Origin of the sequence: Micrococcus sp. KRD026 (assembly GCF_017168445.1) — a bacterium.
GTDB lineage: Bacteria > Actinomycetota > Actinomycetes > Actinomycetales > Micrococcaceae > Micrococcus > Micrococcus luteus.
Genome location: NZ_JABFBA010000005.1, coordinates 112721 through 128231 on the forward strand (window position 1 = coordinate 112721; position 15511 = coordinate 128231).

14 protein-coding genes are annotated in these 15511 nt (G+C 73.6%); 5 read left to right on the forward strand and 9 right to left on the reverse strand.

Features of this window, described 5'->3' with window-relative positions; translation table 11 throughout:
* Positions 1–32 precede the first annotated feature (32 nt).
* From J1M40_RS01920 to rsmI, 4 genes are all read right to left on the reverse strand, one after another.
* Complete coding sequence (locus J1M40_RS01920; RefSeq protein ID WP_070709104.1) at positions 33–1844, reverse strand: ABC transporter ATP-binding protein; 1812 nt, start codon at positions 1842–1844, stop codon at positions 33–35.
* A 33-nt stretch (positions 1845–1877) separates the two neighbouring features.
* A complete protein-coding gene (locus tag J1M40_RS01925; protein ID WP_144860572.1) occupies positions 1878–2831 on the reverse strand; it encodes a TatD family hydrolase in 954 nt (317 codons plus the stop codon).
* A gap of 119 nt (positions 2832–2950) precedes the next feature.
* A complete protein-coding gene (locus tag J1M40_RS01930; RefSeq protein ID WP_144860570.1) occupies positions 2951–4438 on the reverse strand; it encodes an NAD-dependent succinate-semialdehyde dehydrogenase in 1488 nt (495 codons plus the stop codon).
* A gap of 183 nt (positions 4439–4621) precedes the next feature.
* A complete protein-coding gene (gene rsmI / locus J1M40_RS01935) occupies positions 4622–5479 on the reverse strand; it encodes a 16S rRNA (cytidine(1402)-2'-O)-methyltransferase (RefSeq protein ID WP_101967340.1) in 858 nt (285 codons plus the stop codon).
* Positions 5480–5633: 154 nt separating this feature from the next.
* On the opposite strand from rsmI, the gene J1M40_RS01940 reads away from it, so the two are divergent.
* On the forward strand, positions 5634–6431 hold the full coding sequence (locus J1M40_RS01940; protein ID WP_241251978.1) for a hypothetical protein: 798 nt from the start codon (positions 5634–5636) through the stop codon (positions 6429–6431).
* 68 nt (positions 6432–6499) lie between these two features.
* Positions 6500–8338, forward strand: coding sequence for an AMP-dependent synthetase/ligase (locus tag J1M40_RS01945; protein ID WP_206450408.1), 1839 nt, complete (start codon positions 6500–6502; stop codon positions 8336–8338).
* A gap of 71 nt (positions 8339–8409) precedes the next feature.
* Here the strand turns inward: J1M40_RS01945 and J1M40_RS01950 are convergent, their stop codons facing one another.
* Genes J1M40_RS01950 through J1M40_RS01960 form a run of 3 tightly spaced genes read right to left on the reverse strand, consistent with a single transcriptional unit; the run spans position 8410 to position 11585 of the window.
* A complete protein-coding gene (locus tag J1M40_RS01950; RefSeq protein WP_206450409.1) occupies positions 8410–9630 on the reverse strand; it encodes a TIGR01906 family membrane protein in 1221 nt (406 codons plus the stop codon).
* A gap of 47 nt (positions 9631–9677) precedes the next feature.
* Positions 9678–11237: an adenosylhomocysteinase gene (ahcY, locus tag J1M40_RS01955; protein ID WP_228070633.1), complete on the reverse strand. Its 1560-nt coding sequence runs from the start codon at positions 11235–11237 to the stop codon at positions 9678–9680.
* 45 nt (positions 11238–11282) lie between these two features.
* Positions 11283–11585, reverse strand: a complete 303-nt coding sequence (locus J1M40_RS01960; RefSeq protein ID WP_020628239.1) for a DUF3499 family protein — start codon at positions 11583–11585, stop codon at positions 11283–11285.
* Positions 11586–11647: 62 nt separating this feature from the next.
* Between J1M40_RS01960 and J1M40_RS01965 the strand changes: the two genes are divergently transcribed.
* Positions 11648–12193: a hypothetical protein gene (locus J1M40_RS01965; RefSeq protein ID WP_225348318.1), complete on the forward strand. Its 546-nt coding sequence runs from the start codon at positions 11648–11650 to the stop codon at positions 12191–12193.
* 55 nt (positions 12194–12248) lie between these two features.
* On the opposite strand, the gene J1M40_RS01970 is transcribed toward J1M40_RS01965, so the two are convergent.
* Positions 12249–12770, reverse strand: a complete 522-nt coding sequence (locus tag J1M40_RS01970) for a WhiB family transcriptional regulator (RefSeq protein ID WP_206450410.1) — start codon at positions 12768–12770, stop codon at positions 12249–12251.
* Positions 12771–12941: 171 nt separating this feature from the next.
* Here J1M40_RS01970 and J1M40_RS01975 point away from each other — a divergent pair, with 171 nt between their 5' ends.
* Positions 12942–13565 carry a hypothetical protein gene (locus tag J1M40_RS01975; protein ID WP_020628242.1) on the forward strand — a complete coding sequence of 208 codons (624 nt, stop codon included), beginning with the start codon at positions 12942–12944 and terminating at the stop codon, positions 13563–13565.
* Positions 13566–13592: 27 nt separating this feature from the next.
* Here the strand turns inward: J1M40_RS01975 and J1M40_RS01980 are convergent, their stop codons facing one another.
* Positions 13593–14153 carry a GtrA family protein gene (locus tag J1M40_RS01980; RefSeq protein ID WP_206450411.1) on the reverse strand — a complete coding sequence of 187 codons (561 nt, stop codon included), beginning with the start codon at positions 14151–14153 and terminating at the stop codon, positions 13593–13595.
* A 162-nt stretch (positions 14154–14315) separates the two neighbouring features.
* Between J1M40_RS01980 and J1M40_RS01985 the strand changes: the two genes are divergently transcribed.
* Positions 14316–15511: 5-(carboxyamino)imidazole ribonucleotide synthase (locus J1M40_RS01985; RefSeq protein WP_206450428.1), on the forward strand; the 1196-nt coding region annotated here is incomplete at its 3' end.

Sequence of the window (15511 nt, forward strand, 5' to 3'; positions counted from 1 at the left end):
GGGTAGCCGGGACGCAGCGGCGCGGGCTCCGCTCAGGTGGAGAGGTCACCGAGCCGGACGAGCTCGCGGAACTCGGGGCTCGTCTCCTGCAGCCCGGCGAACGTGCCCTGGCCGATGATCCGCCCCTGGTCCATCAGCACGATCTGATCGCAGCGCTTGACCGTGGAGAGACGGTGGGCGACCACGATGACCGTGATCCGTCCGCGCAGCGACTCGATCACCTCGGTGACCCGGCGTTCCGTGAGGTTGTCGAGGGCCGACGTCGCCTCGTCGAGCACGAGGAGGCGGGGGCGCCGGAAGAGCGCGCGCGCGATGCCCAGGCGCTGGCGCTGGCCGCCGGAGACGCCCACGGCCCCTTCGCCGATCACGGTGTCCAGGCCGTCGGGGAGCTCGTCCAGCCACTGGCCCAGCTGGGCTTCGCGCAGCACGCGCTCCACCTCGGCCCGGTCCGCCGTCTGGGTGGCCTCGACGTCCAGGAGCACGTTGTGCAGCACCGTTCCGTTGACCACGGTGACGGACTGCGGGACGAACGCCACGTTGTCCCACCAGCCGCGCGGGTTGGCCTCGAGCTCCACCCCGTCCACGTAGACCCCACCGCGCTGGGCGTGGTGGAAGCCGATGACCAGGTCCACCAGGGTGGTCTTGCCGGCACCGCTGCCGCCCACGAAGGCGTACGAGGAGCCGAAGGGGATGCGCAGGTCGATGTCGCGCAGGACCGGTTCGGCCTTGCCGGGGTAGGTGAAGGACGCGTCCCGCACCTCGATGGACTCCTCGAACGTGATGCGCTCGTAGGGCCGGTCCGCCGCGTGCAGGACCGGCTGCGCGGCGGCGAGCTCCGCCGTCGTGCGCTCGAAGGCCGGCCAGGAGGTGCGGATCTCATTGGTGGTGGCCATGAGCGCGGCCATGGACGGCAGCACGCGGAAGCCGGCCATCGCGAGCAGGGCGAGCGAGCCGAACGCCTCCCCGCCGCGGCCCTGGATGAAGGCCACGGCCACGAGCGCCGCGATGGCGGCCACGAAGGCGACCTCGAGCACGTAACGCGGCATCATCGTGAGGATCATCTTGAGCCGCGTGGCTTCGGCGCTCTCCATGCGGGCCGCGCGGTACTCCTCCATGAAGGCCGAGTCGTTGCCGCGGATCTTCACGTCCTTGTAGTTCTCCAGGCCCTGCAGCGCCGCCGTGTTGGCCCGCTCCCCCGCGGTCACCAGGGTCCAGCCCAGGCGGGAGGCCGGGCGGCGGATCACGGTCTTGATCACCCAGGCGACGGCGAGGAAGTACAGGGCCATCCCGAGCCCCGTCAGCGGCATGGCGACGCCCACCACGACCGCCACCGCGACGAGCGTCACCGCCTCCGTGAGGAACGTGACGGACGCGTTCACCACGCCCGTGTAGGCCATGCTGGAGGTGCCGGTGACGTTGTTGACCAGGGTGCCGACCGTGCGCGTCAGGTGCAGGCCGTAGTCGGCCCGCAGGTAGTAGCGCAGCAGCGTGGCAGACGTGCGGATGAGGTTCTGGTTGGTGAACCCCATGGTCCACCAGCGGAACGCGAGCACCAGGATCGCCTTGAGCAGGAAGGCCAGCACGATCACGACAGCGAAGGCCACCGTCTGCTCCGGCACCGTCACGGCCCCGAACCGGGCCAGCAGCCCTTCGAGCGCCGGGGAGCCCAGCTCACCCGAGGTCAGCAGGCTGACCAGCGGGAGGATCGAGGCGAGCGCCACCATCTCGAGGCCGGCCACGAGGACGGACCCGAGGACCACGAACACGAGGCGGATCCGCATGGGGCGGTCCACCAGGTACTGCGTTCCCTCGGGCAGCCGGGCTTTGAGGAGTCGGGTCAGCACGTCGCCCATCCTAGGGGCCGGGTCTGGATCGGCTCAGAACGAGCCGTACACCCGGGCGGTGTTCTCGCTCACCGCGCGGGCGAGGGCCGCCACGTCGTCTCCGCGCGTCTCCGCCATGCCCCGCAGCGTCAGCGGGATCAGGTAGGGCGCGTTGGGGCGGCCCCGATGCGGATGCGGTGTGAGGAAGGGCGCGTCCGTCTCCACGAGCAGCAGCTCGGCCGGGGCGATCCGCAGCGCCTCGCGCAGCTCGTCGTTGGCCTTGAAGGTGACGGGACCGGCGAAGGACATGTGCCAGCCGTGCTCGGCGCACGTGCGGGCCAGATCGGGCCCGCCGGAGAAGCAGTGGAACACCACGTGCGGGGGCAGCCCGCCGTCGGCCGCCTCCTCGAGCAGGATCCGGACGACGTCGTCGTGCGCGTCCCGATCGTGGATCTGCAGGGCCGTGCCGAGTTCGCGGGCGAGTCGGATGTGCCGGCGGAAGGACTCCTGCTGCGCGGCGTGGCCGGCCTCGTCCTGCGTCCGGAAGTAGTCGAGGCCCGTCTCGCCGACGGCGCGCACGCGGGGGTGGCGGGCGAGCTCCGCGATCTGCGCGAACGCCTCCTCGAACTCGCCGCGCTCGGCCAGGCGGGCCGCGTCGTTGGGGTGCAGCGCCACGGCGCCGAGCAGGCGGGGCTCGGCCTCGATCGCCGCGATCGTGAACCGGGCCGAGGCGACGTCGCAGCCCACCTGGACCGCACCGACCACGCCCACGGCCTCCGCCGCGTCCATCGCCTGGTGGACGTCCACGCGGACCAAGCCGTCGCGGAAGTCGAGGTGCGTGTGGTTGTCCACGACGGGCACCGGCAGCGGCTCCGGCGCGGGCGGGTACTCGAGACGACGCTTGCGGCCCGACTTCTCCTCGTGGGCGTCCCGGCGCGGGCCGCCGTCGTCGTCCGGCTGCGGGGCGGGGGCACGGTAGGCGAGGGGGGTCTCGGATGCGTGGGCCATGCACCCCACTCTAGGGAGCCGAACCCGGGCTCCCGACACGCCTCGGGGGCGGTATCGGGTGGTATCCACGTCGGATACCACCCGATACCGCCCCCGGAGGACACGGCTCGGCGCGAGGGTCAGGCCTTCGTGGCCGCCCACGGGTCGGCGATGCCGATGTACTGCACCGAGGAGTACTCCTCGATGCCCTCGGCGCCACCCTCGCGGCCCAGGCCCGACTGCTTCACGCCGCCGAACGGCGCGGCCGGGTTGGAGATGACGCCCACGTTGTAGCCCATGAGGCCGAACTCGATGCTCTCGGCCACGCGGTACATCCGGGCCTGATCCTTCGTGAACACGTAGGAGGCGAGGCCGTAGTCGGTGTCGTTGGCCATCTCGATGGCCTCCTCCTCGGAGGAGAAGGTCACGATCGGGGCCACCGGGCCGAAGATCTCCTGCTGGAGGATCGGGTTGCCCTTCTCCACCTTGATCGCGGTCGGCGCGTAGAAGTAGCCGTCGCCCTCGATCTTGTGGCCGCCGGTGAGCACCTCGCCGCCGGCCGCCACGGCGTCCTGGACGAGCTGGTCGATGTCGTCGCGCGCGCCCTCGTCCACGATCGGGCCGAGGGTGGACTCCGGGTCGGTGCCGCGCAGGGGCTTGAGCGCCTCGAGCTTGGCCACGAACTTCTGCGTGAACTCCTCGGCCACGTCCTCGTGCACGAGGAAGCGGTTGGCGGCGGTGCAGGCCTCGCCCATGTTGCGCATCTTCGCGGCGAAGGCGCCCTCGACGGCGGCGTCCAGGTCCGCGTCCTCGAAGACGATGAGCGGGGCGTTGCCGCCGAGCTCCATGGAGGTGCGCAGCACGTTGTCCGCCGCGTCCTTCATGAGGCGCACACCGACCGGCGTGGAACCGGTGAAGGACACCTTGCGCAGCCGCCGGTCCTGCAGGATCGGGCTGGAGATCGACGAGGCGGAGGAGCCCGCGACGACGTTGAGCACGCCCTTGGGCAGGCCGGCCTCCTGCATCACCTGCGCGAACAGCTGGGTGGTCAGCGGGGTCAGCTTGGCGGCCTTGAGGACCATGGTGCAGCCGGCGGCGACGGCGGGGCCCACCTTGCGGGTGGCCATGGCCAGCGGGAAGTTCCACGGGGTGATCAGCAGGCACGGGCCCACCGGGCGATGGTGCACCTGCATGCGCAGGGTGCCCTCCGGCACGGTGAGGGTGCGGCCGTAGTGGCGGCCGGCCTCCTCGGAGAACCAGCGCAGGAAGCCGTTGCCGTACGTGACCTCGCCGCGGGCCTCGGCGAGCGGCTTGCCCATCTCGAGGGTCATCAGCAGCGCGAAGTCCTCGGCGCGCTCGTTGATCAGGTCGTAGGCGCGGCGCAGGATGTCGGCGCGCTCCTTGGCCGGGGTGCGGGCCCAGTCGGCCTGCGCGGCGCAGGCGGCGTCGAAGGCGGCCAGGGCGTCGTCGGAGTTCGCGTCCTGCAGGCTCGCGATGACCTTGCCGGTGGCCGGGTCCTTCACGTCGAAGGTCTTGCCGGAGGAGGCATCGCGCCACTCGCCGTCGATCAGCAGGCCGGTGGGGACGGACTCCAGCAGCGCCTTCTCGCGCTCAGCGGTCACGGTCATGATGCACCTCTTTCGGGGTCGGTGGTCGGAGGCGGCACGCCCCGCGTCCCTCAGGGGAACGGGTGGACGGCCACGGGTATTCCGACGCCGTCCGGCGGCGGTCGGCAGCGGCTCCACGGCTGATCCTAGCCAGGCCCCGGGGCAGCGCCCCCGCGCATGAGCATCTGTGTAGCCGGGGACGTGTCAGCCCCGGGCCGCGAGCACCGCCTGGTAGAGCTCCCGGCTCCGCATCCCATGGGCTCCGGCCACCGCGGCCACGGCCTCCTTCAGCCGGGTGCCGGACTCCACCAACACCGCCACCTCGGCGACGGCGTCCGCCTCGGACGCCTCGCCCTCGGCGCCGGGCGCGGGCGGCCCGATCACCAGCACGATCTCCCCGCGGATCCCCTCCCCCGCGTGCCGCTCCGCAGCCCAGGCATGCACCTCGGCCGCGGTGCCGCGCACCACCTCCTCGTGCAGCTTGGTGAGCTCGCGGGCCACGCACACCGGCCGCTCCGCACCGAGGACCTCCACGACGACGGCCAGCGCGTCCGCCAGACGCTGCGGCGACTCGAAGGCGACCACGGTGCGGGCCTCGGTCAGCAGGGAGGTGAGCCATCGCCGTCGTTCCCCGTCCTTGCGGGGGACGAAGCCGTCGAAGGCGAACCGGTCCGTCGGCAGGCCGGAGAGGGCGAGCGCGGTGGTCACGGCGGAGGGGCCGGGCGCGCAGGTCACGGGCAGCCCTGCGGACACCGCGGCCGCCACGAGCCGATAGCCCGGGTCCGAGACCGTGGGCATGCCCGCGTCCGAGACCACCGCCACCGTGGCACCGCCGCGCACCTGGTCCAGCAGCCCCTGGGTGGAGGCCGCCTCGTTGTGCTCGTGATGGGCCACCACCCTGCCCGTCGGGGTGACGCCCAGACCGGCGCACAGGCGCCGCGCGGTCCGGGTGTCCTCGGCGGCGATCACATCCGCCTCCGCCAGCAGCTCACGCAGGCGCGCGGACGCGTCCCCGAGGTTGCCGATGGGGGTGGCGGCCAGGACGATGCGGCCCTCGGGCATGGGACGACCTTTCGACGGACGGACGGCTGCCCCGAGCCTACGGCCCCGGCCACCGTGCACGTCTCGCGGTCCACCCGTCCCCCTAGCATGGAGCCCGTGCCCGCCACCGCCCTCGCCTCCCGCCCCGCCGCCGAGGACCACGGTCCTGTGGGACATGTCCGCGCGCCGGACCGCCGGGGTGCGGCACTGGGCGTGGGCCGGCGTCGAGAAGGACGGCCTGTACGCGTTCGTGGCCGTGGTGGGCGGCGGCCTGGTCGCCTACCTGGCCTCGTGGACCGGCTGGTTCGTCACGGAGGGCGGCTACTACCGGGACTGGCACCGGGACAACCCGCCGGAGGGCCTGCTCGCCGGGCTGGTCCCCGGCCCGCTGCGCTCCCTGTGGCACTACCACGTGGAGTCCACGACCTTCCACCAGGGCCTCACCAGCCCCCACGACTACGCCGCCAACCCGTGGACCTGGCCGTTCATGGGCCGGCCCGTGAGCTACTACTACGAGGGCGCAGAGCCCGGCGAGGGGATCTGCCCGGCGGACGCCGCGGGCGCGTGCTCGGCGGCCATCACGGACATCGCCAACCCGTTCGTGTGGTGGACGGGCCTGGCCGCCGTCCTCGTGTGCGTGTGGCTGCTGGTGCGCCACCGGGACTGGCGGGCCGGCGCCCTGCTCAGCGCCTACGTGGCCGGGCAGCTGGTGTGGTTCCTGTGGCCCGAGCGGACCATGTTCTTCTTCTACACGATCGCCTATGAGCCCTTCCTCGTGATGATGATCGCCCTGGCGCTCTCGCTGCTGCTGCGGCCGGGTCGCCGGCCCGGGCCCCGCTGGGGCTCGGCCCTGGTGCTGGCGTACGTGACGATCGCCGTCGCCGTGTCCCTGTTCTTCCTGCCCGTCTGGATCGGCGACGTCATCTCGTACGACCAGTGGCGCTGGCGGATGTGGTTCAGCAGCTGGATCTGACGGCCGCGTCCCGGGCGCGGGTGTGCCCGACCGCGCGCCGCACGTCCGGAAATGGATACGCTCGGACCGTGCAGAACCAGAGCCCCGTCCATGAGTCCGCCACCGAGCTCGTCGGCATGCCGCCGGCGGACTCCAACATCACGGACCTGATCGTCGCCTCCTGTGCCGACCGGCCGGACGCGCCCGTGTACGCCGTGCGCAACGGCGCGGGCGGCTGGGTGGACGTCCACTTCACCGCGTTCCTCACCCAGGTGCGCGCCGTGGCGGCCGGCCTCATCGCCCGCGGCGTCCAGCCCGGGGACCGGGTGGGCCTGTTCTCCCCCACCTCCTACGCGTGGGCCGTCCTCGACCAGGCCGTGTGGTTCGCCGGCGCCGTCTCCGTGCCGATCTACGAGACCTCCTCGGCCCACCAGGTGGAGCACATCGTCACGGACTCGGGGCTGCGGGTGGTCGCCGTCGGCAGCGAGGAGCTCGACGAGCGTGTCGCCGAGGCCGCCGGGCACGCGGGCGTGGACGTGGCGACGTTCCCGCTGACGGACGCGGGGCTGGCGGAGCTGGCCGAGGCCGGCGCGTTCGTGTCGGACGACGCCGTCGAGCACGCCCGCTCCCTGGCGACCCTCGCCAGCCCCGCCTCGATCGTCTACACCTCCGGCACCACCGGCCGCCCGAAGGGCGCCGTGATCACGCACGGCAACTTCGTGGGCGCGGCCATCAACGTGCTGCACTTCGCGCGCGAGGTGGTCCAGTGGTCCCCGGAGACGACAACGTCGCGCACCCTGCTCTTCCTCCCGCTGGCCCACGTGCTCGCCCACGCCGTCCAGGTCATCTGCCTGTACGCCCGCATCCAGGTGGCCCACTCCGGTTCCCCGGCCACGCTGCTCGGCGACCTCGCCTCCTTCCACCCCACGTGGCTGCTGGCCGTGCCGCGCGTGTTCGAGAAGGTCGAGGCCGGCATCGAGGCCAAGGCCCAGAAGAGCGGCACCGGGCGGATCTACGCGGCCGCCAAGCGCACCGCCATCGAGTGGTCCACGGCCGTGGACGAGGCCGAGTTCGGGGACGGCCCCGGGCCTTCGGCCCTGCTGCGCGCCCGGCGCGCGCTGTTCGACCGGCTGGTCTACCGCAAGATCCGGGAGGCCCTCGGCGGCGAGGTGATCTCGTGCGTGTCCGGCGCGTCCGCCCTCTCCCCGGAGCTGGTGCACTTCTTCCGCGGCGCCGGCATCCCGATCGTGGAGGGCTACGGCCTCACGGAGACCACCGCGCCGGCCACCGTGAACATCCCCGGCGCGCACCGGGTGGGCACCGTGGGCCTGCCCGTGGCCGGGGTGACGGTGAAGATCGCCGAGGACGGCGAGATCCTCATCCGCGGCCCCGTGGTGTTCGACGGCTACCACGGCATGCCCAAGGCGTCGGCGGAGGCCATGGAGGACGACTTCTTCCGCACCGGGGACATCGGCGCGCTGGACGAGCACGGCTTCCTGCGGATCACCGGCCGCAAGAAGGACGTGATCATCACCGCCGGCGGCAAGAACGTGTACCCCACGCCCATGGAGGAGGCGCTGCGCCAGCACCGGCTCATCGAGCACGTCGTGGTGGTCGGCGAGAACCGCCCGTTCGTGGGCGCCCTCATCACCCTGGACACCGAGGCCTTCACCCAGTGGGCCCTGGACCGCGAGCTCAGCCTCACGCCGGCCGAGGCCGCGACGGACCCCACCGTGCTGGCCTCGATCCAGGAGGCGGTGGACCAGGTCAACGCGGGCGTCTCCCGCGCCGAGTCCATCCGCCGCTTCCGCATCCTGGACCACCCGTTCACCGAGGACTCCGGGCACGTCACCCAGTCCCAGAAGCTCAAGCGGGCCCAGGTGATCGAGGACCACGCCGAGGACGTCGAGGCCCTCTACCGTCGCTGACCCCGCGCCCCCGGACGACGACGGGCCGGGAGGACGCCTCGTCCTCCCGGCCCGTTCCCGTCCGGCGGCGGTCAGCGCACCACGGCGTCGTCCTCCCGGGCCCACCGCAGGCGGGTGCGCAGCAGCTGCTCGCGGCGGTCCGCGCTCAGCTCACGACGGCGGCGCGTGGGCCACGTGAGCACGAGCGTCACGAGGGACGCCAGCAGGGTCACCAGCCCGACCACCACGGCCGCGTCCACCCAGAACTGCTCGGGGTAGAGGCGGATGAGGGCGTCCCGCACGGAGAACGTCCACGTGCCGTCCGCGAAGAACAGCGAGTGGAACCCGGCGAAGAACGTCTCCCAGCCCAGCACCGCCATGACCGCAAGCGCGATCACCGCGAGCGGCAGCCACACGGCGCCGGCGAACAGGCCGCGGCGCACCCCGCCGGGGCTGGTGCGCAGCAGGGACGCGATGAGCAGGGCGCACACCACCACGAGCGCCACGAGCACCGCAGTGGCGATCCACAGCACGGTCTTCACATCCGTCATGTGGTCGACCTCGACCTCGGTGAACAGGGGCGCGCCCTGGTGCGTGAGGCTGCTGAGGTATCGCGGCCCGGCCAGGTTGGTCACGTAGTCCAGCCCGGCGGAGCCGTAGTGCATGCGGTCGGCGAGGGTGAAGCCGAACCGGTCCGCGGGGAACCCGGGCCGGTGGTACTCCAGCCACAGGAACACCGGGCTCGCCACGAGGCGGACGGCGGCCAGCACCAGGGCGAGCGGGGCGAGGATCGCCAGCAGCACCTGTGCCAGGCGCGGACCCGCCTTGGGCAGGCGCGCGCGCTCCTCCGGCGTGGGGCCCTGCAGGGCCGCCGCCTGGGCCACGGGGGCGGCCGTGCCGTCCTCGGGGTAGCGGTCGACCGGGGCGGCGGCGCTCGACCCCGCCGCGCGGGCCCCGACGGCGGCGCTCAGCGGGCCGAGCTCGTCGGCGCCGGGCAGCGGCCGCCGGCCGCCCTCGGGCACGGCCCGGGAGGCGACGATGTCGCGGTCGGCGTCCGCGGCCGGGCGGCCGGCGTCGCGCCGGTCCGCGGCCGCCGCGTCCCCGCCGCGCAGCGCGGCGAGGTCCTCGGGGCTGAGCGCCGAGGTGTGCTGGGCGCCGCCGTCGTCGTCCCGGCCCATGGCGGGCAGCGCCTGGGTGCGGTTCGGGTCGTCTGCGGCGTCGTCCTCGACGAACGCGCCGTAGTCCAGCCCGGAATCGAAGTCCTCCGCCCCGGCGCGCTCGTCGCGCCCGCGGCCGGCCTGATGGGAAGCCATGCTCGTGCCTCTCTCGAGTGGGTCCGTCCGCCCGCGGGCGCCGGGGATCAGTAGCGGTAGTGGTCGGCCTTGTAGGGGCCGGCCACGTCCACGCCGAGGTACTCGGCCTGGGCCTTGGTCAGCTCGGTCAGCCCGACGCCGAGGGCGTCCAGGTGCAGGCGGGCGACCTTCTCGTCCAGCACCTTGGGCAGCGTGTAGACGCGCTTCTCGTAGTGCTCGCCGGTCAGGGCGCCGGTGCCCGTGGAGCCGCCGAAGAGCTCGATCTGCGCCATCACCTGGTTGGTGAAGGACGCGCTCATCACGAACGAGGGGTGGCCGGTGGCGTTGCCGAGGTTCAGCAGGCGGCCCTCGGAGAGCACGATGATGCTGCGCTCGGCCTCCGTGCCGCCGCCCAGGGTCCACTCGTGGACCTGCGGCTTGATCTCCGTCTTCACGACGCCGGGGATGCGGGCCAGGCCGGCCATGTCGATCTCGTTGTCGAAGTGGCCGACGTTGCCCACGATGGCCTTGTCCTTCATGGCGGCCATGTGCTCGGCCATGATGATGTCCTTGCCGCCGGTGGTGGTGACGAAGATGTCGCCCTCGCCCACCACGTCCTCGAGGCGGGCCACCTGGTAGCCGTCCATCGCGGCCTGCAGCGCGCAGATCGGGTCGATCTCCGTGACGATCACGCGGGCACCCTGGCCGCGCAGGGCCTCGGCGGCGCCCTTGCCGACGTCGCCGTAGCCGCAGACCACGGCGACCTTGCCGCCGATCAGCACGTCCGTGGCGCGCATGATGCCGTCCGGCAGGGAGTGGCGGATGCCGTACTTGTTGTCGAACTTGGACTTGGTCACGGCGTCGTTCACGTTGATCGCCGGGAAGAGCAGGCGGCCCTCCTGCGCCAGCTGGTAGAGGCGCAGCACGCCCGTGGTGGTCTCCTCGGAGACGCCGCGCAGGGTGCCGGCGGTGCGGGTCCAGTGCTGCGGGTCGCGGGCCAGCGAGCGGCGCAGCGTCTCGAGGATGATCCGGTACTCCTCGGGGTCGTCCTCGGTGGCGCTGGGCACGGCGCCCGCGGCCTCGAACTCGACGCCCTTGTGCACCAGCAGGGTGGCGTCGCCGCCGTCGTCCAGGATCATGTTGGGGCCGCGCTCCGGATCCTCGTCCGCGCCCGGCCAGGTGAGGATCTGCGAGGCGGTCCACCAGTAGTCCTCGAGGGACTCGTTCTTCCAGGCGAACACCGGCACGCCCTGCGGGTCCTCGGGGGTGCCCGAGCCCACGACGACGGCGGCCGCGGCCTCGTCCTGCGTGGAGAAGATGTTGCAGGAGGCCCACCGGACCTCGGCGCCGAGGGCGATGAGGGTCTCGATGAGCACGGCGGTCTGCACGGTCATGTGCAGGGAGCCGGCGATGCGGGCGCCCTTGAGCGGCTGGGCCTCCCCGTACTCCTCGCGCAGGGACATCAGCCCCGGCATCTCGTGCTCGGCCAGGCGGATCTGGTGGCGGCCCGCCTCGGCCAGGGACAGGTCCCGGACCGTGAAGTCGAACGAGGCACCGGGCACGGTGGTGCGGTTGGCGAAGGCCGGGTCGACGTCGGGGGTGCGGAACTCTGCGGAGGTCTCAGTCATGCCCTCCAGCCTAGCGAGGCCCCGGACGGCACGACACGTGCCGCCTCAGTCCCCGTCACGCACCACGCGCAGCCCGGGGCGGGCCGGCGGGACGGCCATGGGCCGGGTGGGGACCGTGCGCACGCCGCCGTCCGCGTCGACGGCCTCGTAGTGCTCGGGCAGCTCCAGCCGCAGCACCTCCCAACCGCGCGGGGCCGTGGTGCGTCGAGCGTGCTCGCCGCAGAGGTCGTACGTGTGCGGCTCCGCCCGGCGCGACAGGGGCCCGATGACCACCTGCGAGTCCGCGTAGTTGTACGTCAGCGTGGCCAGGGCAGGGCTCTGGCATCCGGTCTTGCTGCAGCGTCGCATGGGTCCCACGCCCGCCACCCTACTCGGCGGACGGCCCGGGGCGGTGGCCTACCATGGCGCGCATGACCGCGTCCGCCTCCTCCGATCCCCTCGACCCCCTGCCGTTCCGGGCGGGCGACGCCGCGGGGGCCGAGCCGGGCGTCGAGGGCGGCCCGGCCGAGGCCGGCGTCTCCTCCCCCACGGGGCGCGGCGGCCGGGACCGCCGTGGCCGAGGGCTGCGGCATCCGCGCCCGTTCGGTGCACGCTCGGAGCGGGGCCGGGGCGAGGCGCTGCTGACCGCCGTCGAGAAGGCGGTGGACCGGCTGGGCTCCCTGGACGCGCCCGGGCTGCGGCACGTGACCGCGCGGGTGGAGCGCATCCCGGACCGGCTCGACGAGCGGCTGCGCGAGCTGCACGCCGGCCGGGAACGGGATGAGGAGGCGCTGTTCGCGCGGGCCGAGCGGCAGGGCCGGGACGGGGTGCTGATCACCCTGTTCGAGCGGCCGCTGCGGGACGCGGCCGACCCGGCCGACCTCGAGGGGGCCGTCTACGGGGTGGCGCTGAGCCGTTGCGCCGACGCGCTGGGCGTGGACCCGCAGGTGCTCGACCCCAGCTGGGGCCGCGGCTGAGCCCGGACCGGGCGGTCCGCGCCGGGCACCGCGCCCGACGGACGGGCGCCGTGCGTCAGGCGCGGGCGCGGCGCAGGCGGCGACGCTCGCGCTCGGAGAGCCCGCCCCAGATGCCGAAGCGCTCGTCGTTGGCCATGGCGTACTCCAGGCACGCGTCCTTGACGGTGCAGGCCTCGCACACGCGCTTGGCGTCCCGCGTGGAGCCGCCCTTCTCCGGGAAGAACGCCTCGGGGTCCGTCTGCGCGCACAGGGCGTCCGCCTGCCAGGCCAGCTCGCCCTCGACGGGCTCGGTGGTCACGCCCGGGATGGCGGCCCAGTCGGCGGAGACGGGCGCGGCCTCGACCGGACGCGCGTCACCGGGGAAGAGGGCGGTGACGGTGGCGGCCGGGGTGCCGGTCTCGCCGTCGAGGTCGTGGGCGGTGAGGAAGGCGGTCGCCTGATCCTCGAGGCTCGCGCCGGACACGCCTGCCTGCGGGTCGGCGGGGTCGAGGAACCAGTCGCTGGGGACGCTCCGCGGACGAGGCGCCGGCGCGGGATCGGCGTGGTGCGCGTCCTCGACTCGCTGGGGCTGCTCCATGTGTGACGCCTCTTCCCGGGATCGACGTGGCGGCTGTGGGCCGGGTGACCATGCGGTCCGCGCGGGTGCCGGGCAAGCCGGCGGGCCCCTCCTGGCGGGACCGTTGGCCCGGGTTCATTACATCGGTGTGATTCGTGCCGAGTCAAACCGAGCGGGTGCCACACTGGGCCCATGGTCTCCCTCTCCGCACCCCGGTCCACCGGCCCCCTCGTGCTCCGCCTCGCCTCCTCCCCGCGGCCCGCGCTCGTCCAGGAGCCGGGGGCCCCGGACGAGCCCGGCGCGGTGGACCAGCGCATCGAGCTCTCGGGCCGCGTGACCGTGAACTGGGCCGCCAAGTTCGCGGGCCTGCTCGGCGCCGAGGGCATCGGCGCGGGCGACGCCGTCGCCCTGGACCTGCCCGTCCACTGGCTCTCCCACGCCCTCGCCCTCGGCGTGCTCTGCGCCGAGGCCGAGCCCGCCCTCGAGGGCGACTCCCCCGCCGCCGTCCTCACGGACCGGCCCGAGGCGTGGCCGGACCCGTCCGTGGCCGTGTTCGCCGTCGCCCTGCCGCGCGGCCTCGAGCCCGAGTTCGACGGCCCAGCCGTCGACCCGGCCGTCGTGGACGTGGCCGCCGAGATCCGCGCCCAGCCGGACGCCCTGCCCGGCCCCGTGGACCACGTGCGGCCCGCGTCGATCCCGGCCGGGGCCGACGTCGCCCCGGACGACGACGGCCCGCGCCCCCGCCTGACGTGGGCGGGAGTGCGGGCCGCGCTGGAGGCGTGGGACGCGGGCCGGGCGGTGACCGTGCGCCCCTGACGGGGCGGCGGGGTCAGGCGGGGACGCTCAGACCCCGGCGTCGGGGGCGCGGTGCCGGCCGTGCGGAGGCAGCTGCTCCTCGCGCAGCACGGGCATCTGGCCGGTGATGATCGCGAGGTCGTTGGCGAAGCCGGGCTCCACGTCCAGCTTCTCCTTGAACACCCAGAACCGGTAGGCGAAGTAGCGGAACACGGTGCCGAAGAACAGGCCGATCACGTTGCCGGCGATGAACAGGCCGGTCGGGTCGGTCACGCCCATCAGGTACTGCGCGATCGCCACGCAGCCGGCCTGGATGCCCAGCCCGATCGCGTTCATGATCAGGAACATCACGAGCTCGCGCGTCTTGTTCGAGGAGCGCTTGTCCCGGAACGTCCAGTAGCGGTTGGCCACCCAGCTGAACAGGGTGGCGACGACGCCGCCCACGATCTTGGCCTTGACGTTGGACCCCTCGAGCGGGCCGGTCATCATCCACCAGAAGACGAGCGAGTCCACCACGAACGCGGCCGCACCGACGGTGCCGAACTTGGCCACCTCCCGCCACAGCAGGGAGACCATCCCGGTCAGGCGGCCCCAGAGATCGGACAGCATGGGCGTGGACTCCTCGGTTCGGGACGGGGGTGTGCACGCGGGGCGGACCCGCGCAGGGCTGGGGAACACTGTAGCCGCGCCCCCGGCGCGCGACCTCCCCGGATCCGGCATCGGCCACCCCTCCGTGACGGAGTTCTCAGCCGGTCCGACTACCCTGTCCGGGTGACTTCCCCTCGACTCGGTGTGATCGGTGGCGGGCAGCTGGCCCGCATGATGGCGGGCGCCGCCGCGGAGCTCGGCGTGCCCTTCCGCGTGCTCGCGGAGGCCCCGGACGCGTCAGCGGCCCAGGTCGCCCCCCACGTGGTCGGCGACCACGCGGACCTGGCGGACCTGCGCGCGTTCGCGGCCACGGTGGACGTGGTCACCTTCGACCACGAGCACGTGCCCACCGAGCACCTGCGGGCCCTGCAGGAGGCCGGCGTCGCCGTGCGCCCCGACCCCGAGGCGCTGCAGCACGCCCAGGACAAGCTGGTCATGCGCGCCGCCGTCGAGCGGCTGGGCCTGCCGAACCCGGCGTGGGCGCCGGTCGACGACCTCGAGGCCGTCCTCGCCTTCGGCGACGAGCACGGCTGGCCCATGATCCTCAAGACCGCCCGCGGCGGCTACGACGGCAAGGGCGTGCTCACGCTCGACGACGCCGACGACGCCCGCGCCTCCGCCGCGGACGGCACCCTGGCCGCGTGGCTCGGCGCCGGCATCACCCCGCTGCTGGCCGAGGCCCTCGTCCCCTTCTCCCGTGAGCTCTCCGCGCAGGTGGCGCGCACCCCCTCCGGTGAGGTGGCCGTCTACCCCGTCGTCGACTCGGTCCAGGTGGCCGGCGTGTGCGACCTCGTGGTCGCCCCGGCCCAGGACCTCGACCCGGCCGTCGCCGCGGCCGCGACCGCCGCGGCCGTCCGCCTCGCCGAGGAGCTGGACGTCACCGGCATGCTCGCGGTCGAGCTGTTCGAGACGCCGGGGGTCGGCCCGGGCTTCCAGGTGAACGAGCTGGCCATGCGCCCCCACAACTCCGGACACTGGTCCATGGACGGCGCCGTCACCGGCCAGTTCGAGCAGCACGTCCGCGCCGTGCTCGACCTGCCGCTGGGCGAGACGGCCCCCCGCGGGGCCGGCGTCGTGATGAAGAACGTCCTCGGCGGCGCCCGCGAGGACCTGCACGCCGGCAGCGTCGCGGCCCTCGCCGCCCACCCGCAGGCCAAGGTCCACCTCTACGGCAAGGACGTGCGCCCGGGCCGCAAGGTCGGTCACGTCAACGTCGTCGCGGACCACGGCCTCAGCCTCGAGGAGGCCGTGCGGACCGCCGAGTCCGCCGCCGCACTCCTGCGCGACGACGCCCCCACCACCGGCACCGAGACGGAGGC